Source organism: Actinokineospora sp., assembly GCF_052390155.1.
GTDB lineage: Bacteria > Actinomycetota > Actinomycetes > Mycobacteriales > Pseudonocardiaceae > Actinokineospora.
Genome location: NZ_JBQTHF010000118.1, coordinates 1 through 18,025, shown reverse-complemented (window position 1 = coordinate 18,025; position 18,025 = coordinate 1). Strand labels below are relative to the sequence as shown.

Below are 18,025 nucleotides of genomic sequence, written 5' to 3'. Positions count from 1 at the left end.
GTGCGTGGGGGCGCGAATCGTGGTCAGCGAGCACAGGGGCCGCTCCGACAGAACGCGTGGACCTCGGGTGACATGAGGCGACCCGGGGCGGGCGACCCCACGCGGGCCGCCCGCCACGAAAACTCAGTCCTCGCCGAAGAAGCCGTCGCCCATCTCGTCGACGACCTCGCCGAGGACCATGCCGCCGACGACGCCGGCCGCCAGGCCGCCGACCATCCCACCGATGCCCGGGCCGCGGTGCCCACCGTGACCGCCGTGCCCACCATGACCGCCGTGGCCCCCGAAGTGGCTCTGGCGCTTGCCCGCGACCTGGGTCAGCCACTCGGAGATCCGCGCCTCCCAGTCGGTGCGCTCGGCATCGGCGTGGCTGACGTGGAAGCGGCCGAACGAGTCGCCGCCCGCGGTGAACAGGCCCGCCCGCCGGTCGGCCTCCAGCACCACGGCCATGCCGCCGGGCTCGGCGACGAAGGTCAGCTCGACCTGGGTGATGCCGCGGGCCAGGTGCCCGGGCGGGTAGAACTCGATCTCCTGGTAGAACGGGAGCTGCTGGTGCACGCCGTGGATGCGGCCCGCCTCCAGGTCGGCGGCCTTGAACTGGAAACCGAGCCGCCCGAACGCCGCCAGCACCGCGGCCTGCGAGGGCAGCGGCTGGATGTGCACGGCGTCGAGGTCGCCCTTGTCGACCGCCTTGGCGACGGCCAGCTCGGTGCGCAGACCCAGCGACATGCCGTGCAGGTGCTTGCCGAACACCTCGGTGATCGGCGCCTCCCACGGCACGGTGACCTGGAACGGGACCACCCGCTCCTGCTTGGCGGCCAAGGAGAAGCGGCCCGACACCACCGACCGGTCGAACTCGACCGGGGCAGTGCCCTGCTCCTCGCCGCGCTCGACCCGGGTGACCAGCGACAGCGCGACGTAGTCGATGTCGCACGCCTCCTCGCCGCCGGTCATCCGTACCTCACCCGCGAGCACACCGCCGGGATACACCCGGGAATCGGCCAGCACGGTGTCGACGCTCGGGCCGCCGACACCCAGTGCCCGCAGCATCTTCTTGAAGACCATCGGGAAGTCTCTCCTTCTTCGCGTGCCGTCCGTGGTCGCGCCACTTTAGAGCCACGGACATTTGCCCTTTCGGACGCACGAACGGACACGGGGTTCCGTCGGTTCCCGGGTCGTCTGCCGTCAGCGATCCGTTACGTCGCTCCACCCGCACGCCAGCGACGCCTTCTCGGCGGTGCGCAGCAGGTCGGGGACCAGCGCGAGCAGACCGGCGTAGTCGAGCAAGATCTTGGGCACCGACACCGACACCGCGGCCAGCACCTCGCCCCGCTGCCCGCGAACCGGCGCGGCGACGCAGTGGATGAAGTCCTCGTGCTCGGAGTTGTCCAGCGCGTAGCCGCGTTCGGCCACCGCCGCCAGCTCGGCGAGGTACGCCTCAGCCGTGGTGATCGTGTTCTCGGTCAGCCGGACGTACTCGATCGACTCGGCGATCTCCCGGCGGCGCGGCTCGTCGAACGCGGAGACCAGCACCTTCGCGACGGCCGTGCAGTGCAGGGCGGCGCGTTTGCCGATCCGGGAGTACATCCGAACTTGGTGGCGGCTCTCGTACTTGTCGATGTAGACGACCTCGCCGCCCTCGTAGCTGGCCAGGTGCACGGTGTGTCCGGTCAGCTCGTTCAGCTCGCGCAGCGCGGGCTCGGCGCTGCGGCGCACGTCGCGGCTGTCGAGCGAGCGGTTGGCGAGGTCGAACAACGCGGTGCCCAGCCGGTAGTGCCGCAGGTCGTCGCGCTGGACGAACCGGTGGGTCTCCAGGGTGCGCATCAGCCGCAGCACGGTGGTCTTGTGCACGTCCGCGGCCGCGGCGAGCTGGTCGAGGGTGCGCGGGCCGTCCGCGAGCGCGGAGAGCAGCGTGAGCGCGCGGTCGAGGCTCTGACTCATCCTCGGCGGACTCCCTGTGCGGTCAGGTGGGTGGTGGCCCAGGTCGCGGCGTCGGCGTCGAGCAGGTCGGCGACCAGTTCCCTGGGCAGCGGGACCGCCACATCATGGTGGGTGCGCAGCACACCGGCGGCCTGCAGGTGCCCGGCGCGCAGTCTGCGCAACGGTGAGCCGCCCGCGAGCCAGGCGGCGAGGAACCCGGCGGCGAACGCGTCGCCCGCGCCGACCGGCTCGACGATGTCCACCCGCAGCGCGGGTCCGAAGACCTCGGCGCGGTCGCGGCCGGTGGCCGGGTCGCGCTCGATCAGGGTGGCGCCGATGCCGCCCTGCTTGACGACCAGGGTCTCGGGCTCGGGCAGCAGCGCGCGGACGGCGGCGGGCACCCCGGTGCCCCAGACGGCCGCCGCCTCGTCCGCGCCGACCAGCACGATGTCGGCACGAGCGGCCAGCGCACGCAGCACGCCGCGGTCGCCGCCCGCCCACAGCGCGGGCCGCCAGTTGAGGTCGAACGACACCCGGTGCGCGCGCCGGGGCAGGTCCATCACCGCGCCCATCAGGTCGAGACAGCTCGGTGACAGCGCCGCGGTGATCCCGCTGAGGTGCACCACGCGCACGCCGTCGAGGTCGAGCCCGGCCAGCAGCGCGGGCGTCATGGCGGACGCCGCCGAGCCGTGCCGGTAGTAGCGCACCGGGCTGCCCGCGGCGTTGCTTTCCTTGATGTAGACCCCGGTCGGGCGCTCCGGGTCGACGCGCACCCGCGAGACGTCGACCCCGGCGGCCGCCACCGCGGCGACCACCGCGCGGCCGAACGGGTCGGCCCCGACGGCGCTCACCCAGCCCGCGCGCACGCCGAGCTGGGCCAGCGTGCAGGCGACGTTGGACTCGGCGCCGCCGACCGTGCGGACCCAGGTGCGCACCTGGTCGGCGGGGCCCTCCTCGGCGGGGACGAACAGCGCCATCGACTCGCCGAGGCACAACACATCGGGCACCACGCGCACCGTCCCTCCGGCCGCGGGCGACGTTGACCGGCCTCCACCGATGCTACACACTGCGTATCACATAGCGCACTTGTCGTTGCGTGCAACGCAATGGAGGCTGAGTGGTTCCGCTCCCCGCGCGTCTCGATCGGGCCGCCGTGGCGCGGCTCGGCGAGGAGCGCCTCGACTGGCGGTTCAAGTCGATCCCGCACACCTGGTTCGGCCGCACCGCCGACGAGGCCATCGCCGCGCGGCTCGGACTGTTCCGCGACGGGTTCGTCGGTCCGATCGTCGCGCTCGACGACGCCGCCGTCGAGCACAACCTGGCCACAATGGCGAAGTGGACCGCCGCGCGCGGGCTCGCCCTTGCCCCGCACGGCAAGACGACCATGGCGCCGCAGCTCTTCGCCCGCCAGCTCGACCACGGCGCGTGGGCGCTGTCGGCGGCCACGGCGGGCCAGCTCCGGGTGTACCGGGCGTTCGGCGTGAGCCGGGTGCTGCTGGCCAACTCCTACCTCGACCCGGCGGGCCTGGCCTGGCTCGGCGCCGAGCTGGACCGCGACCCGGAGTTCGAGTTCTGGTGCTGGGCGGACTCGGTGCGCGGGGTCGAGCTGATGACCGAAGCGCTCGCGGGCACGCGCAGACCTGTCGACGTGCTGGTCGAGATCGGCGTGCCGGGCGGGCGAACCGGCGCGCGCGACGCGGACACCGCGCGGGCGGTGGCGGCGGCGATCGTCGCGAGCCCGGCCCTGCGGCTGGCGGGTGTCGGCGGCTACGAGGGGTCCGCCGCCATCCACGCGACTCCCGCCGGACTCGACGCCGTCGCGGCCTACCTCGCCCGGCTGCGCGAGCTGGTTTCCTTGCTGCACGGGCAGTTCGAGACCGAGCAGGTGGTCGTCACCGCGGGCGGGAGCGCGTTCTTCGACCTCGTGGCCGACGCGCTCACCGCGCCGTGGCCCGACGGACTCGCGGTACTCCCCGTGCTGCGCGGCGGCGCCTACATCACCCACGACGACGGCTACTACCGCGCCGTCTCGCCGCTCGGCGCGCACGGGCGGCTCGACGGCGTCCCCGCGCTGCGCTCTGCCCTGCGCGCGTGGACCCAGGTGATCTCGCGGCCGGAGCCCGGCCTGGCGCTGCTCGCGGTCGGCAAACGCGACGTCCCCTACGACATCGACCTGCCCGAGCCCCAACTCCTGCGCACCGCGTCGGACGTCGGCCCGTTGACCGGGTGCCGGGTGACCGCGCTCAACGACCAGCACGCGTTCATGCAGGTCGTGGGCGCACGGGTCGAGGTGGGCGACTGGGTCGGGCTCGGCCTGTCGCACCCGTGCACGGTGTTCGACAAGTGGCCGCTGCTGCCGATGACCGGGGCCGACGGGGAGACCGTGGTCGCCCTCGTGCGGACCTTCTTCTGAGCCGTGGCCGACACCGTGTTCCGCGGCGCCACCGTCGTCGACGGCACGGGCGCGCCCGGCTACCGCGCCGACGTGCGGGTCGCGGCCGGGCGGATCGCCGAGATCGGCCACCGGCTCGGCGGACGGCCGGTCGACGCCGCCGGACTCGTGCTCGCGCCCGGGTTCGTCGACATGCACTCGCACTCCGACCTGCGCCTGCTCGCCGAGCCGGACCACCTGGCGAAGGTGTCGCAGGGGGTGACCCTGGAGGTGCTGGGCCAGGACGGACTGTCCTACGCGCCCGTGGACGACCGCACGCTCGCCGCGCTGCGCGAGCAGCTCGCGGGGTGGAACGGCGACCCGTCGGGGTTCGACTGGGACTGGCGCGGCGTCGGCGGCTATCTCGATCGGCTCGACCGGGGCATCGCGGTGAACGCCGTTTATCTGGTGCCGCACGGCACGGTGCGCATGCTGGTCATGGGCTGGGCGGACCGGTTGCCGACCGACGCCGAGTTGGACCGGATGCGGGAGGTCACCGCGCGGGGCCTGCGGGAGGGCGCGCTCGGCCTGTCCGCCGGGCTGACCTATACCCCCGGGATGTATGCCGACACCGACGAGTTGGTCGCGCTGTGCGCGGTGGTCGCCGAGCACGGCGGGTACTTCAGCCCGCACCACCGCAGCTACGGCGCGGGCGCGGTGGCCGCGTACGCCGAGATGGTGGAGGTGAGCCTGCGCTCGGGCTGCCCGCTGCACCTGGCGCACGCCACGATGAACTTCCCGGTCAACGCGGGCCGGGCGGGCGAACTGCTGGCCCTGCTGGACGACGCGGCCGCGCACGGCTGCGACCTCACCCTGGACACCTACCCGTACCTACCCGGCGCCACCTACTTGTCCGCCCTGCTGCCGAGTTGGGCCGCCGAGGGCGGGCTCGACGCGACGCTCGCCCGGCTGTCCGATGTGGACACCCGCGAGCGGATCCGGTTCGCGGTCGAGGAGTCCGGTTCGGACGGTTGCCACGGTGTCCCGGTCGACTGGGGGTCGATCGAGGTCAACGGCGTGCGGCTGGCCGAGCACCGCGACCTCGTCGGCCACCGTGTCGCGGAATCGGCCGCCCGCCAAGGGATCGCGCCGTTCGAGCTGGTCGCGGACGTGCTGGTGCGCGAGCGGCTGGGCACGTCGTGCCTGATGCACGTGGGCGACGAGGCCAATGTGCGGGCCATCATGGCCCACCCGGCGCACACCGGCGGCAGCGACGGCCTGCTAGTAGGCGACCGGCCGCACCCGCGCGCGTGGGGCACCTTCGCGCGCTACCTGGGCCGCTACGTGCGCGAACTGGGCGTGCTCGGCCTCGCGGAGTGCGTCGCGCACCTCACCGGCAGGCCGGCCCGCAGGCTGCGGCTGACCGACCGGGGCCTGGTGCGCGTCGGCTACGCGGCGGACCTGGTCCTGTTCGACCCGGACACCATCACCGACACCGCGACCTTCGACAACCCGCGCAGCGCGGCCGTCGGCGTCGAACACGTGCTCGTCAACGGCGTCCCGGTGATCGCGGGCAGCCGCCCGACCGGCGCGCTGCCGGGCCGCTCGATCCGCCGGACACCGCCGTGACGACCGTCTACATCGGAACCCTCGGCGGTGACGGACTCGTGGTCGGCCAAGCCGATCCGCGGGACCGGCGACCTCGACGCATCTGGCCGTACACGACCGATTCCTGCTCACCGCGCACTACACCGACGGCACCGTCACGACGCACCGACTCGACGCGGACGCCGCGCCTACATCCTCGGCGAGCGGGGCGCGGCCGCGACACTGCGCCGTCGACCCGACCGGTTTCTGGCTCTACGCCGCCAATCAGCACGCCGGTTCGGTCACCTGGCTGCCGCGCGATCCGGGCTCCGGCGCGCTCGGCGCACCGGCCGGGAGTGTCACGGTGCGTGGCGCCGCGATGGTGGCGTTCACCTGACCCGGCACACCTTGTGCCCACCGGGCGGCCGTTCTACCATCCAATACATTGCTACCAGTGAAACCTTCGTTGCACATCGCGCAACAATTCTGGAGAGGCCGGGGATGACCAGCTTCGATGCCCTGCTCCCCCGGCCGGTTCGGGTCCGACCGGGACCCGGCAGGTGCACGGTGGCGTCCGTCGTCACGGCGACAGACCCCGCCAGCGTGGCGCTCGACCCGGCCCGGCTGCCACATCCCGGGGCATACCGACTTTCCATCACACCCGATGGCGTGCGCGGGGTCGCCGCCGACGCGGCGGGCGCGTTCCACGCCTGCCAGACGGTGCGTCAACTGCTCGGCCCGGACGCGTTCCGGGCGGCGGACATCCACCGCGGGCCGTGGACGCTGCCGTGCGGCGAGATCGAGGACCACCCCCGGTTCGGCTGGCGCGGCGTCCTGCTCGACGTGGCCCGGCACTTCCTGCCCAAGGCCGCGGTGCTGCGCTTCCTCGACCTGATGGCCGCGCACAAGCTCAACGTGCTGCACCTGCACCTCACCGACGACCAGGGCTGGCGGGTCGAGGTGCCCGCGTACCCGAGGCTGACCGAGGTCGGCGCGTGGCGCGCGGGTTCGTGGACGGGCAGGCGGCCTGACGGCGACCCGACCCACGACGGTCGGCCGCACGGCGGTTTCTACTCGACCGACGACCTGCGCGAGATCGTCGCCCACGCCCGCGCCCGGCACGTGACCGTGGTGCCCGAGATCGACGTACCCGGCCACAGCCAGGCGGCGATCGCGGCCTACCCGGAGCTGGGCGTCACCGGCGACCCGGTGCCGGTGTGGCACGCCTGGGGCGTCAGCGAACACGTGCTGACCCCGTCGGAGTCCACTGTGGACTTCTATCGCACGGTCCTCGATCACGTGGCCGACGTCTTCGACTCCCCCGTGGTCTGCCTGGGCGGCGACGAGGTGCCGACCACCCAGTGGCACGCGAGCCCGGCGGTCCAGCAGCGGGCCGCCGATCTGGGCCTGGACTCCGTCGACGCGCTGCACGGCTGGTTCGTCGGCGCCCTCGCCGGGCACCTGGCGACCCGAGGCAGGCGCGCGCTCGGCTGGGACGAGGTCGCGGGCGCGCTGCCGCCGGACGCGATCGTGGCGTCCTGGCGCGGCGAGGCGGCGGGCGTCGCCGCCGCGCTGGCGGGCCACGACGTGGTGATGTGCCCTGAGCAGCACGTGTACCTCGACCACCGGCAGTCCGACGACCCCGACGAGCCGATCCCGGTCGGCTACCGGCGCACCCTGGCCGACGTGTACGGCTACGAGCCGATCCCGGCGGCGCTGCCCGCGACCGCGCACGACCGGGTGCTGGGCGCGCAGGCGCAACTCTGGTCCGAGCACCTGGACTCCCCGCGCGGGCTCGACTACGCGGCCTTTCCCCGGCTGGCCGCGTTCGCCGAGGTGGTGTGGAGTCCACGGGCGGGCCGCGACCCGGCCGAGTTCCTGGACCGCGTCGCGACCCACCACCTGCCCCGACTCGACGCGCTCGGGGTGGAGTACCGGCCGCTGTCGGGGCCGCACCCCTGGCAGCGCAGACCCGGGGTCCCCGGCCGCGTGCGCGCCGACCGGTGACTACCCCGCCATCCGCACCGAGAAGACGAGGAGCCGCCCACCCCGAAACAGCCCGCCCGAATTCAGTGGCGTCAATTCTCCGTACGCGGCGCGACCAGAGTAGCGACGAATTTGTAGCGGTCGCCGCGATAAACCGAGCGCACCCATTCCACGGGCCGCCCCTCGGTATCGAAACAATGCCGCGACAACAACAGCAGCAGCGCGCCGACATCGGTGCCGAGCAACGCCGCCTCGGCGGGGGCGGCGAGCGCGGTCTCGATGGTCTCCTCGGCGTGGTCGAGCGCCACCCCGTACCGCTCCCACAGCACCCGGTAGAGGGACCCGTCGCCGACGTGGTGCGCCAGGCCGGGGAACCGGCCCAGTGGCAGCCGCGCGGTCTCGATCGCCATCGGCTCGCCGTCCGCCCGGCGCAGTCGGCGCAGCCGCAGCACGTCGTCGCCGGAGCGGATTCCCAGGCGCAGAGCCAATTCCGGGTCCGCGGCGCCGATACTGGCGTCGAGCAGGGCGGCGGTCGGGTGCCGCCCGTGGCCGCGCATGTCCTCGGTGTAGGAGGACAACCGCAGCCGCTGGGTCAGCTTGCCCTCCCCCGCGAACGTCCCGATGCCCTGCACCCGGGTCAGCCTGCCCTCCGCCGTCAGCTCGGCCAGCGCCCGGCGCAGCGTGCTCCTGGACACGCCGTGCTCGACCGCGAGAACCCGTTCCCCGGGCAGCGACCGGCCCGGCGGCAGCCCCCGCACCAGTTCCGCCAGCCGCTCTTTGAGTGCCCAGTGCTTGGGCGTCCGCGGCGATTTCCGGCCGTTTTCCCCGGCCTCTTCGGCACCGCCGCCAGGCAGGCTCGCAGCCATGAGGTTCCTTGCTCGATGTCGAATTGGGTATTTGTCTTGACAAGCCCGAGAACTACGGACCACTCTAATCAAAATGGTCTAAACCACTCAAGTCCCACGCCCCTTGGCGGCACGGGGGCGGCGTTCGGAAGGCGGTAACGGTGAGAAGTTGGTCGAAGTCGATGGTGGGGGGTATCGCGGTCGCGCTGGCGGTCGCGGGCTGCGCGGGATCGGGCAGCTCCGGCGGCGATTCCGCCGCCGCGGGCCCCCGCACGCTGACCGTGTGGCTGATGAACGGGTCGGCGCCCACCGACCTCACCGACGCGCTGCACAAGGAGTTCCAGGAGACTCACAAGGACGTCACGGTCCGCTACGAAGTCCAGCAGTGGAACGGCATCCAGGACAAGCTGACCACCGCGCTGGCAGGCAACGACGCCCCGGACGTGATCGAGCTGGGCAATACCCAGGCGCCGAAGTTCGCCGCGGCGAACGTCCTGCTCGACGTCACCGCCGCGGGCAAGGACTTCAACAGCGACCAGTGGCTCGGCAGCCTCAAGGACTCCGGGTCCTGGGACGGCAAGCAGTACGCGGTGCCGTTCTACGCGGCCAACCGGATGGTGCTCTACCGCAAGGACATGTTCGAGCAGGCGGGCATCACCGCGCCGCCCGCCTCACGCCAGGAGTGGCTCGACGCGATCACCAAGCTCAGGGCCAAATTCGGGGCCGACCCCGACTTCCAGGCGCTCTACCTGCCCGGCCAGAACTGGTACACCCTGCTGTCGTTCATCTACGACGAGGGCGGCGACATCGCCAGGAGCGAGGGCACCAAGTTCACCGCCACCCTCGACAGCCCGCAGGCCAAGGCGGGTCTGGAGTTCTACAAGCAGCTCGTGGAGGCGTCGGGCACGAAGGCGCCCAAGGACGCCGACGAGCAGACCCCCGAGCAGGCCGGCATCTACGGCCAGGGCAAGGTCGCGATGGTCATCGGGCTGCCGTGGGAGGTCGCGACCGCGGCCAAGAGCGACCCGACCATCAAGACGCTGACCTCGGCGTTTCCCATCCCCTCGAAGAACTCCGGCACCCCCGCGCCGGTCTTCCAGGGCGGCTCGAACCTGGCGATCCCGGCCAATTCCCAGGACCAGGATCTCGCCAAGGACTACCTGAAGCTGATGTCCAGCGCCAAGTACCAGGGCGCGTTCGCCAAGGCCGGGATGATCCCCGGCACGTCTAGCGACGTCAGCGCGCTGGAGCGCGACCCGGTGAACGCGGCCATGGCGAAGGCGTCCAAGAACGGCAAGGCCGTCCCGGCCACGCCGGGCTGGGCGACCATCGAGGCGGGCCAGAACCCGCTCAAGGACATGCTCACCGCGTACTTGACCGGCGCCAAGAGCATCGACCAGGCCACCTCCGACGCCAACGCCGCGCTGAACAAGGCGTTCGCGAGCTGATCGGGACACCGATGACATCGACCGTGACCACCGTGGCGCCTGCGGGGACCCCGCAGGCGGTACGGCCCGGCCCCCGCCGCCGGGTCCGCCGCCCCCTGTCCGAACTGGCCCTGCCCTACCTGATGCTCGCGCCCGCCGTGCTCGTGCTGGTGGCCCTGCTGGGCTGGCCCGCGCTGCAGGTGCTGGGGATCAGTTTCCGCAAGCTCGACCTCGGCGAACTGGTCCGCGGCGAGGTGGTCTGGGTCGGGTTCGACAACTACACCGAGATCCTGTCCGACCCGGAGTTCTGGGTCATCGGCCTGCGCACGGTGGTGTTCACCGCGGCCTGCGTCGCCTGCACTGTCCTCATCGGACTCGGCGTGGCCGTCCTCATGCGACACTTGAGCCCCGCGGTGCGGATCGCGCTCCAGGTCAGCCTGGTGCTCGCCTGGGCGACGCCGATCATCGCCACCACCACGGTATTCCAGTGGATCTTCGACCAGCAGTACGGGATTCTCAACAAGACGTTGGTGGCGCTGGGTTTCGACTCCTTCCAGGGCCACTCGTGGTTCGCCAGCGGGACGAGCACGCTCACCGTCATCGGGCTGCTCATCCTGTGGCAGGCCGTGCCGTTCGTGGCCTTCACCCTCTACGCCGGACTGCTCAGCGCGTCGAGGGACCTCTACGAGGCCGCGAGCATCGACGGCGCGTCGCCGTGGCAGGCGTTCCAGGCGGTGAGCTGGCCCGCGCTGCGCCCGCTGCTGACCATGGTGGTGTTCCTGTCGGTGCTGTGGGACTTCAAGGTCTTCACCCAGGTCTGGGCGATCAGACAGGGCGGCCCCGACGGCGAGAGCACCACCCTGCCGGTGCTGCTCTACCTCAAGGGCATCTCCGGCAGCCACTTCGGCCTCGCCGCCGCGGTCGCGGTGCTGATGCTGATCGTGCTGGTCGCGGTCACCTGGCGGTACCTGCGACTGTTGGTCCGCTCGCAGGAATCGGAGCTGTAGCGATGAAAACCCGACCACAGCGCGCCGCGCTCGCCGCGCTCGGCCTGGTCGTCGCGGCCGTGTTCTTCTTCCCCACCTACTGGATGTTCACCACCGCGCTCAAGACGCCCGCGCAGATCCTGTCCCCCGAGTACGACCTGATCCCGCTGTCGGCGACGCTCGACAACTTCACCACGGCGATCACCAAGGTCGGCTTCACCACGTTCCTGACGAACAGTCTCATCGTGACCCTCGGCGCGGTCGCCTGCGCGCTGGTGGCGGGCCTGCTGGCCGCGGTTCCGTTGGCACGCCTGCGGTTCACCGGCCGACGCGGGTTCGTGCTGCTGGTGCTGGTGGCGCAACTCGCGCCGCTGGAAGCGCTGTTCGTGCCGATGTACCTGATCATGCGCGACGCCGACCTGCTCGACACACTGGCCTCGCTGCTGCTGGTGTACGTGGCGTTCACGCTGCCGTTCACGATCTGGACGCTGCGCGGGTTCGTCAAGGGCATCCCGATCGAACTGGAGGAGGCCGCGATGGTCGACGGATGTGGCCGGTGGGGAGTGTTCCGCCGGGTCACGCTGCCACTGCTGGGTCCCGGTCTGGTCGCCACCTCGGTGTTCAGCTTCGTGACCGCGTGGAACGAGTTCCTCTACGCGCTGGTGTTCATGCGCGACCAGTCGAAACAGACGCTGCCGGTGTGGCTTTCCTCGTTCCGCACGGCGTTCGGCACCGACTGGGGCGGGATCATGGCCGCGTCGGTGATCTACGCGGTGCCCGCGCTGATCTTCTTCATGCTGGTGCAGCGCAAGCTCGTCTCGGGCGCGACCGCGGGCGCGGTGAAGGGCTGATGGCCGAGCACGTGCGCGCGCTCGCCGAAGCCGTGCTGCTGCCCGGTTTCGCCGGGACCACCGCCCCCGACTGGGTGCGCGCCAGGGTCGCCGCCGGGCTCGGCGGCGTGGTTCTGTTCGGCCGCAACGTGATCGACGACGACCAGGTGGCCAGGCTGACCGCGCGGTTGCGCGCCGAACGCGGGGACGTCGTCATCGGCACCGATGAGGAGGGCGGCGACGTCACCCGGCTCGACGCGCGCACCGGCAGCAGGCTTCCCGGCCCGCTGGCACTCGCCGCCGCGGGCGACCTCGGGCTCACCACCGAGGTGGGGACCGCGCTCGGCGCCCGGCTCGCCGCCTGTGGGGTGACGGTGAACCTGGCGCCGTGCGCGGATCTGACCCTCACCCTGGACGACCCGATCATCGGCGTGCGGGCCTTCGGCTCCGACCCGTACGCGGCGGGCGCGCACGTCGGCGCCTGGGTGCGCGGCCTGCAGCGCACCGGGGTCGCGGCCTGCGCCAAGCACTTCCCCGGCCACGGTGCGTCCACATCGGACTCCCACTACACCCTGCCGGTGCTGCCCCGCACGCCTGCCGAGCTGCGCGCGGCCGAACTGGTGCCGTTCCGCGCGGCCATCGCGGCGGGGGTGCGCGCGGTGATGACCGGACACCTGGTCGTGCCCGCCTGGGGCCCGGAACCGGCCACGGTCAACCCGATCGCGATCGGCACGGTACTGCGTGGCGAACTGGGCTTCGCAGGCGCCGTGGTCACCGACGCGCTGGAAATGGGCGCGGTGGCGGGACATCTCGGCAACGCGGCGGGATTGGCCGACGCCGCCGTGCGCGCTCTTCGCGCGGGCGCCGACACCCTGTGCGTCGGCGGCGAGATCGCCGACGCCGACGCGGTGGCCGCCATCGTCGACCGCATCACCGCCGAAGTGCGCGCGGGCACCCTCGCCGAACACCGGCTGGCCGAGGCCGCGGCCCGCACCCGATCCCTGGGCACGCGGGCCGCGGGCGGTGTCACGGCCGGGAGCGAACTCGACCTGGGACTCGCCGTCGCCCGGAAAGCATTGCGCGCCAACGGCATCCCACCACTGTCGGCGCACCCGCTGGTGGTCGATGTCGAGGTCGACCCGACCATCGCGGCGGGGCCGGTGCCCTGGGGGCTGGGCCCGCACCTGGCGGAACTGGTGCCCGGCGCCACGCTCCTGCGCGCCACCGATCCCGGTCCCCTGCCGGCGGCCGTCCGCAGACACCGCGTGGTCGTGGTCGCCACTCGGGACGCACACCGGCATCCGGCGGTCCGCGCCCTGGTGGCCGACCTGGTGCGCGTCGCCGACACGGTGGTGCATGTGGAAACCGGCGCGCCCGGACCGGATCTGGGCACTGCCGGTCGAATCGACACCCACGGCGGTTCCTGGGCCTGCCTGCGCGCGGCGGCCGAACTGCTCGCCCGGTCCGCCACCCCGGGGGCAGCGAGACCGAGGGAACCCGCGCCCGCACCACGGTAGCCGCGTGCGCCCACGAGCGATCCATCCGGGTAGCGCTCCTGCTCCCCTGGACGGATCATTGGTCTAGACCTTCTCAGCCGTCCGGTCTGGACCACAGTAGACAGTGTCGTTGCTGTTGTCCCTGCTCTCCTTCGAGGTGAACAATGTCCAGAACCCGATGGCATCTAGCCGCAGCACTGGTGGCCGCGGCCACCGTCACACTGGGGATAGTCGCCGCACCCGCCAACGGTGCGGGCAGCCCCACCGCCGAGTTCCAGAAGACCTCCGACTGGGGGTCGGGCTGGGAAGCCAAGTACACGATCCGCAATGGCGGCACCACCACACTCGCCAGTTGGACCGTCGAGTTCGACCTGCCCGCCGGGTCGTCCATCTCCTCCTCCTGGGACGCGCAGCGCACCCAGACCGGCAACCACCACAAATTCACCAACCTGTCGTGGAACGGCTCGATCCCCGCGGGCGGGACAGCCTCGTTCGGCTTCGTCGCCGCGGGGGCGGGCTCGCCCGCCAACTGCACCCTGAACGGCGCGGCGTGCACGGGCGGCACCCCGCCGACCACCACCACGACACCGACCACCACGACCACCACCCCGCCGACCACCACCACGCCGACCAGTACGACCACCCCGCCCCAGCCGCCGGGGTCCAAGGTGATCGGGTACTTCGCGCAGTGGGGCGTCTACGGGCGCAACTACCACGTGAAGAACATCCACACGAGCGGGTCCGCGGCGAAGCTGACCCACATCAACTACGCCTTCGGCAACGTCCAGAATGGACAGTGCACGATCGGTGACAGCTATGCCGACTACGACAAGGCATACGCCGCCGCGGACAGCGTCGACGGCGTGGCCGACACGTGGGACCAGCCCCTGCGCGGCAGCTTCAACCAGTTCCGCAAGCTCAAGCGGATGTACCCGCACCTGAAGGTCATCTTCTCCTTCGGCGGCTGGACCTGGTCGGGCGGCTTCGGCCAGGCGGCGGCGAACCCGGCCGCGTTCGCCGAATCCTGCCACCGACTGGTGGAGGACCCGCGCTGGGCCGACGTGTTCGACGGCATCGACATCGACTGGGAGTACCCGAACGCCTGCGGGCTGAGCTGCGACACCAGCGGCCCGGCGGCGTTCAAGAACCTGATGGGCGCGCTGCGGTCGCGGTTCGGGACGAACAACCTGATCACCGCCGCGATCACCGCCGACGGCTCGGCGGGCGGCAAGATCGACGCCGCCGACTACGGCGGCGCAGCGCAGTACGTCGACTGGTACCTGCCGATGACCTACGACTTCTTCGGTGCCTGGGCGGCACAGGGTCCGACGGCCCCGCACTCCCCGCTCACCTCGTACGCCGGAATCCCGCAGCAGGGCTTCAACTCCGACGCGGCGATCCAGAAGCTCAAGGGCAAGGGCGTGCCCGCGAGCAAGCTGTTGCTGGGCGTGGGTTTCTACGGCCGCGGCTGGACCGGCGTCACCCAGTCCGCACCGGGCGGCACGGCGACCGGCGCCGGACCGGGCACCTACGAGCAGGGGATCGAGGACTACAAGGTGCTCAAGACCCGCTGCCCCGCGAACGGCACTGTCGCGGGCACGGCGTACGCGCACTGCGGCAACCAGTGGTGGAGCTACGACACCCCGTCGACCATCGCCGGGAAGCGGGGCTACGCGGGCCGGCAGGGCCTCGGCGGCCTGTTCTTCTGGGAACTGTCCGGCGACACCACCAACGGTGAGCTGATCAGCGCGCTGCGCGGCTAGTCACCAGAACTCCGGTCGGGACGGACCGGATGTGGGCGGCCGCCCGGGTTCCCCGGGCGGCCGTTCATTGTCCACTATGGATCAGTTTCGGTCCGATCAGGACAGTACGCCGAGAAGCTGGCCGATCGCCTGGCCGGTGGCGGTGATCATCGCGCCGCAGTCGGCCGCCCCGCGCACGGCGGCGCGGTGGTGGTCGAGCGACACATCGACCACCGCGTCGGCCACCGCGAACACCTGCACCCCGGCCAGGTGCGACCCGGCGGCGGCCATCAGGCACGCCGCGTGCGCGCGGACGCCGGTCACGATGAGCTGGTCGCGGCCGTGCCGGTCGAGCAGGTCGCGCAGCGCCGGGTAGAAGTGGCCGTCGAGCCGGGTGTCGGCGGCCTTGGGTGCCAGCGCGTCGACGGCGCCGATGTCCGGGCACGCGGAGTAGACCACCGGGACGCCGAGTTCACGGCACGTGTCGCGGAGCTTGCCGAGGTTGTGCACCAGCTCCACCATCGGTGAGCGGCCGGGATCGAACGCGTCGACCAGTTCGTTGCGCAGGTCGTGGATGAGCAGGACCGCGCGTTCCGGCCGCGCGCACCAGGCGACCGCGGCACGCGGCAGCCGAGACGCGGCGGACATGTCGTACGGCTCGACTACCGGCAGGCTCATGGCGCGGACCCCTCTCCAGGAGATTAGTTAGGTTAGCCTAACCTCAATGATACCTCCCGTCACGTGGTGGTGGTCACTTCCAGAAAGCGCAGGTCGAACACGGTTTGCGATATGCCTAGACCGTCGAGATACTTGACAACCGAAGGAGGGGTGTCGAATGGAGGACGACCCGCGCCTGGAGCTGGTCCACCTGCTGCGCCGGATCACCGTGCGGCTGGACCTGATGGGTGCGGAGTTCGCGGCGGCACACCGGTTGCACCCGACCGACCTGCGCGCCCTGATCCACCTGCTCGACGCGCGGCGGGCCGGGCTGCCCGCGACGCCGGGGTGGCTGAGCGCACAGCTCGGGCTGAACTCGGCGTCGGTCACCGCCCTGGTCGACCGACTCGTCCGCGCCGGACACGTCAGCCGGACCCGGGACAGCGGCGACCGCAGGCGGGTGCTGCTGTCGGTCCACGAGCAAGCAGCCGCCCTGGTCAGTTCTTTCCTGGGCGGCGTGATCACCACCCTGGCCGACACCACCACCGCCTTCGACGACGATGAGCTGGCCACGGTCCACCGCTTCCTGACCCGCGTGCACGCAGCCGTCACAGACGGCCCACCGCAACCGAGAGTTCGCCTGGTGCCGCTGGACGAGTCCGCGACGGAGCGACTGCTCGCGCTGGCGGTCCGCGAGACCGAGCCGACCGAGGTCCTGCCCCCACTCCCCGGCCCGCCCGGCTGGACCCGCACCACCCGCACCGCCTTCCGTGACTTCTATGACCGCGACTTCGGCAAGTCGCAGGGCACGCTCAGGTACGGCATCGAGTGCGCGGGCACCCTGACCGGCATGATCCGCCTGACCTTGCTGTCGTCCGGGACGGCGGAGACAGGCATGTGGCTCGGCCGCTCAGCGCGCGGGAGGGGAATCGGCACGGCCGCCGTACGCGCCCTGCTAACCGAAGCCGCGGCAACCGGTGTGCACACGATCATCGCGGACACCACAGCGGGCAACACCGCCGCTGTGGGCGCCCTTCGCAATTGCGGCGCCACCTTCACTCAAGCCGGCGACAAGGTATACGCCGAACTGCGCCTGCCCTGAGCCCTCCACCATCCGAGCCCTTCACCATCCGAGCCCTTCACCATCCGAGTCGTCCCCTGTCAGGGAGCCAGGTCTGGCGACGCCAGGCAGCGGGCCGCCTGGCGGGTGCCCGCGAGCAGTGCGGCGCGCAGGTCATGGCCTGCCGTGTGCGCCATGAGGAAACCGGCGAAGAAGGCGTCGCCCGCGCCGTTGGTGTCCACGATCCGCTCGACCGGCTCGGCCGCGACGTCCTGCCACGTTCCGGCCGCCGAGAGCGCGGTGGCTCCGGCAGCGCCGAGGGTCGCGACGGCCACGCTCGTCCCCCGATCGACACGGTCGGCCAGGAAACGGCGCAGCGACACCGGATCGGCCATGCCGTCGGAGTTGAGGAACAGGTACTGGGCGGCGTCGATGAAGTCGCGGTGGAAGGCCGCCGAGCCGTCGTAGTCGTGGATGTCGCACCAGATGGGCACGCCTGCGGTTCGAGCCTCGCCCAGCAGGGGCCGGACGTGGTCGGCCAAGTCGAGCACCGCCGCGTCGGCGGCCGCCAGCGCTTCGACGGCCCGCTCGTCATGGCGCGCCTCGGCCAGTTCCGGGAGTTCGAGGTAGAGGGAGACTCGACCGCCCTCGGGGTCCATCAGATTGAGGTGCCGTTCACTGGGCCCGGGCACGATCTCGGCAATGACGTCGATTCCGGCCGCCGTCAACGTATCGGTGATCAACCGCCCGGCTTCGTCATTACCGACGACAGTGCGCAGGGTGACGTGCGCGCCCAATCCGGCGAAGTTGAGTGCTTTCCCCGCCGAGGTACCGCCGATCGCGTATCGGTGTCCCCGCGCGAACGCGGTATGCGGCCGAGCCTGCGGCAATCGGTCCACCCGCACAAGCTGGTTCCAGGAGACCGGCCCGGCGACGAACACTTTCAGTCCACTCACGCGCCCATAATCGCAGTGTGAACGCAAAGGTGCCCCCTGTTCGCGTGTTCCGCGAACAGGGGGCACCCTGCAACTTTTGTCCGGCGGCGTCCTACTCTCCCACACCCTCGCGAGTGCAGTACCATCGGCGCTGGCAGGCTTAGCTTCCGGGTTCGGGATGGGACC

At 71.7% G+C, this 18,025-nt stretch carries 16 protein-coding genes and 1 rRNA gene; 10 read left to right on the top strand and 7 right to left on the bottom strand.

Annotation, left to right across the window (positions count from 1 at the left end):
* Nucleotides 1–123: 123 nt before the first annotated feature.
* From ACT4N7_RS28105 to ACT4N7_RS28095, 3 genes are all read right to left on the bottom strand, one after another.
* Nucleotides 124–1,062 (bottom strand): sporulation protein, encoded by a 939-nt coding sequence (locus tag ACT4N7_RS28105; protein ID WP_444831892.1) that lies wholly within the window; start codon nt 1,060–1,062, stop codon nt 124–126.
* A 120-nt stretch (nt 1,063–1,182) separates the two neighbouring features.
* Complete coding sequence (locus ACT4N7_RS28100) at nt 1,183–1,938, bottom strand: IclR family transcriptional regulator (protein WP_444831891.1); 756 nt, start codon at nt 1,936–1,938, stop codon at nt 1,183–1,185.
* Nucleotides 1,935–2,924 carry a sugar kinase gene (locus ACT4N7_RS28095; protein WP_444831890.1) on the bottom strand — a complete coding sequence of 330 codons (990 nt, stop codon included), beginning with the start codon at nt 2,922–2,924 and terminating at the stop codon, nt 1,935–1,937. Before ACT4N7_RS28095 ends, ACT4N7_RS28100 begins: the two co-directional genes overlap by 4 nt.
* A 110-nt stretch (nt 2,925–3,034) precedes the next feature.
* Here ACT4N7_RS28095 and ACT4N7_RS28090 point away from each other — a divergent pair, with 110 nt between their 5' ends.
* The 4 genes from ACT4N7_RS28090 to ACT4N7_RS28075 all read left to right on the top strand — a co-directional run bounded on the left by ACT4N7_RS28090 (nt 3,035) and on the right by ACT4N7_RS28075 (nt 7,882).
* Nucleotides 3,035–4,330 carry an alanine racemase gene (locus tag ACT4N7_RS28090; RefSeq protein WP_444831889.1) on the top strand — a complete coding sequence of 432 codons (1,296 nt, stop codon included), beginning with the start codon at nt 3,035–3,037 and terminating at the stop codon, nt 4,328–4,330.
* Nucleotides 4,331–4,333: 3 nt separating this feature from the next.
* Nucleotides 4,334–5,917 (top strand): N-acyl-D-amino-acid deacylase family protein, encoded by a 1,584-nt coding sequence (locus ACT4N7_RS28085; RefSeq protein ID WP_444831888.1) that lies wholly within the window; start codon nt 4,334–4,336, stop codon nt 5,915–5,917.
* An 82-nt stretch (nt 5,918–5,999) separates the two neighbouring features.
* Nucleotides 6,000–6,272, top strand: a complete 273-nt coding sequence (locus ACT4N7_RS28080) for a beta-propeller fold lactonase family protein (RefSeq protein ID WP_444831893.1) — start codon at nt 6,000–6,002, stop codon at nt 6,270–6,272.
* A 104-nt stretch (nt 6,273–6,376) separates the two neighbouring features.
* Nucleotides 6,377–7,882, top strand: a complete 1,506-nt coding sequence (locus ACT4N7_RS28075) for a beta-N-acetylhexosaminidase (RefSeq protein ID WP_444831887.1) — start codon at nt 6,377–6,379, stop codon at nt 7,880–7,882.
* 71 nt (nt 7,883–7,953) lie between these two features.
* On the opposite strand, the gene ACT4N7_RS28070 is transcribed toward ACT4N7_RS28075, so the two are convergent.
* On the bottom strand, nt 7,954–8,727 hold the full coding sequence (locus ACT4N7_RS28070; RefSeq protein ID WP_444831886.1) for a GntR family transcriptional regulator: 774 nt from the start codon (nt 8,725–8,727) through the stop codon (nt 7,954–7,956).
* A gap of 140 nt (nt 8,728–8,867) precedes the next feature.
* Here ACT4N7_RS28070 and ACT4N7_RS28065 point away from each other — a divergent pair, with 140 nt between their 5' ends.
* From ACT4N7_RS28065 to ACT4N7_RS28045, 5 genes are all read left to right on the top strand, one after another.
* Complete coding sequence (locus tag ACT4N7_RS28065; protein WP_444831885.1) at nt 8,868–10,154, top strand: sugar ABC transporter substrate-binding protein; 1,287 nt, start codon at nt 8,868–8,870, stop codon at nt 10,152–10,154.
* An 11-nt stretch (nt 10,155–10,165) separates the two neighbouring features.
* Nucleotides 10,166–11,140, top strand: coding sequence for a carbohydrate ABC transporter permease (locus ACT4N7_RS28060; protein ID WP_444831884.1), 975 nt, complete (start codon nt 10,166–10,168; stop codon nt 11,138–11,140).
* Nucleotides 11,141–11,142: 2 nt separating this feature from the next.
* Nucleotides 11,143–11,970 carry a carbohydrate ABC transporter permease gene (locus ACT4N7_RS28055; protein ID WP_444831883.1) on the top strand — a complete coding sequence of 276 codons (828 nt, stop codon included), beginning with the start codon at nt 11,143–11,145 and terminating at the stop codon, nt 11,968–11,970.
* Nucleotides 11,970–13,466 (top strand): glycoside hydrolase family 3 N-terminal domain-containing protein, encoded by a 1,497-nt coding sequence (locus ACT4N7_RS28050; protein ID WP_444831882.1) that lies wholly within the window; start codon nt 11,970–11,972, stop codon nt 13,464–13,466. Before ACT4N7_RS28055 ends, ACT4N7_RS28050 begins: the two co-directional genes overlap by 1 nt.
* A 143-nt stretch (nt 13,467–13,609) precedes the next feature.
* Nucleotides 13,610–15,208 (top strand): glycosyl hydrolase family 18 protein, encoded by a 1,599-nt coding sequence (locus ACT4N7_RS28045; protein ID WP_444831881.1) that lies wholly within the window; start codon nt 13,610–13,612, stop codon nt 15,206–15,208.
* 96 nt (nt 15,209–15,304) lie between these two features.
* Here ACT4N7_RS28045 and ACT4N7_RS28040 read toward each other — a convergent pair whose 3' ends face one another.
* Nucleotides 15,305–15,865, bottom strand: coding sequence for an isochorismatase family protein (locus ACT4N7_RS28040; protein WP_444831880.1), 561 nt, complete (start codon nt 15,863–15,865; stop codon nt 15,305–15,307).
* A 157-nt stretch (nt 15,866–16,022) separates the two neighbouring features.
* On the opposite strand from ACT4N7_RS28040, the gene ACT4N7_RS28035 reads away from it, so the two are divergent.
* Nucleotides 16,023–16,946, top strand: coding sequence for a GNAT family N-acetyltransferase (locus ACT4N7_RS28035; RefSeq protein WP_444831879.1), 924 nt, complete (start codon nt 16,023–16,025; stop codon nt 16,944–16,946).
* A gap of 59 nt (nt 16,947–17,005) precedes the next feature.
* Here the strand turns inward: ACT4N7_RS28035 and ACT4N7_RS28030 are convergent, their stop codons facing one another.
* Together ACT4N7_RS28030 and rrf are read right to left on the bottom strand one after the other, a co-directional pair.
* Entirely contained in the window at nt 17,006–17,860 is an 855-nt protein-coding gene (locus ACT4N7_RS28030) for a carbohydrate kinase family protein (protein WP_444831878.1), read from the bottom strand.
* A 78-nt stretch (nt 17,861–17,938) separates the two neighbouring features.
* Nucleotides 17,939–18,025 (bottom strand): 5S ribosomal RNA (gene rrf / locus ACT4N7_RS28025); the annotation flags it as partial.

Bases quoted from the DNA above. Each gene is read 5' to 3' on its own strand.
- ACT4N7_RS28070 (WP_444831886.1), bottom strand. From the start codon at position 8,727: ATGGCTGCGAGCCTGCCTGGCGGCGGTGCCGAAGAGGCCGGGGAAAAC.
- ACT4N7_RS28100 (WP_444831891.1), bottom strand. From the start codon at position 1,938: ATGAGTCAGAGCCTCGACCGCGCGCTCACGCTGCTCTCCGCGCTCGCG.
- ACT4N7_RS28075 (WP_444831887.1), top strand. From the start codon at position 6,377: ATGACCAGCTTCGATGCCCTGCTCCCCCGGCCGGTTCGGGTCCGACCG.
- ACT4N7_RS28060 (WP_444831884.1), top strand. From the start codon at position 10,166: ATGACATCGACCGTGACCACCGTGGCGCCTGCGGGGACCCCGCAGGCG.
- ACT4N7_RS28050 (WP_444831882.1), top strand. From the start codon at position 11,970: ATGGCCGAGCACGTGCGCGCGCTCGCCGAAGCCGTGCTGCTGCCCGGT.
- ACT4N7_RS28035 (WP_444831879.1), top strand. From the start codon at position 16,023: ATGGAGGACGACCCGCGCCTGGAGCTGGTCCACCTGCTGCGCCGGATC.
- ACT4N7_RS28045 (WP_444831881.1), top strand. From the start codon at position 13,610: ATGTCCAGAACCCGATGGCATCTAGCCGCAGCACTGGTGGCCGCGGCC.
- ACT4N7_RS28040 (WP_444831880.1), bottom strand. From the start codon at position 15,865: ATGAGCCTGCCGGTAGTCGAGCCGTACGACATGTCCGCCGCGTCTCGG.
- ACT4N7_RS28105 (WP_444831892.1), bottom strand. From the start codon at position 1,062: ATGGTCTTCAAGAAGATGCTGCGGGCACTGGGTGTCGGCGGCCCGAGC.
- ACT4N7_RS28055 (WP_444831883.1), top strand. From the start codon at position 11,143: ATGAAAACCCGACCACAGCGCGCCGCGCTCGCCGCGCTCGGCCTGGTC.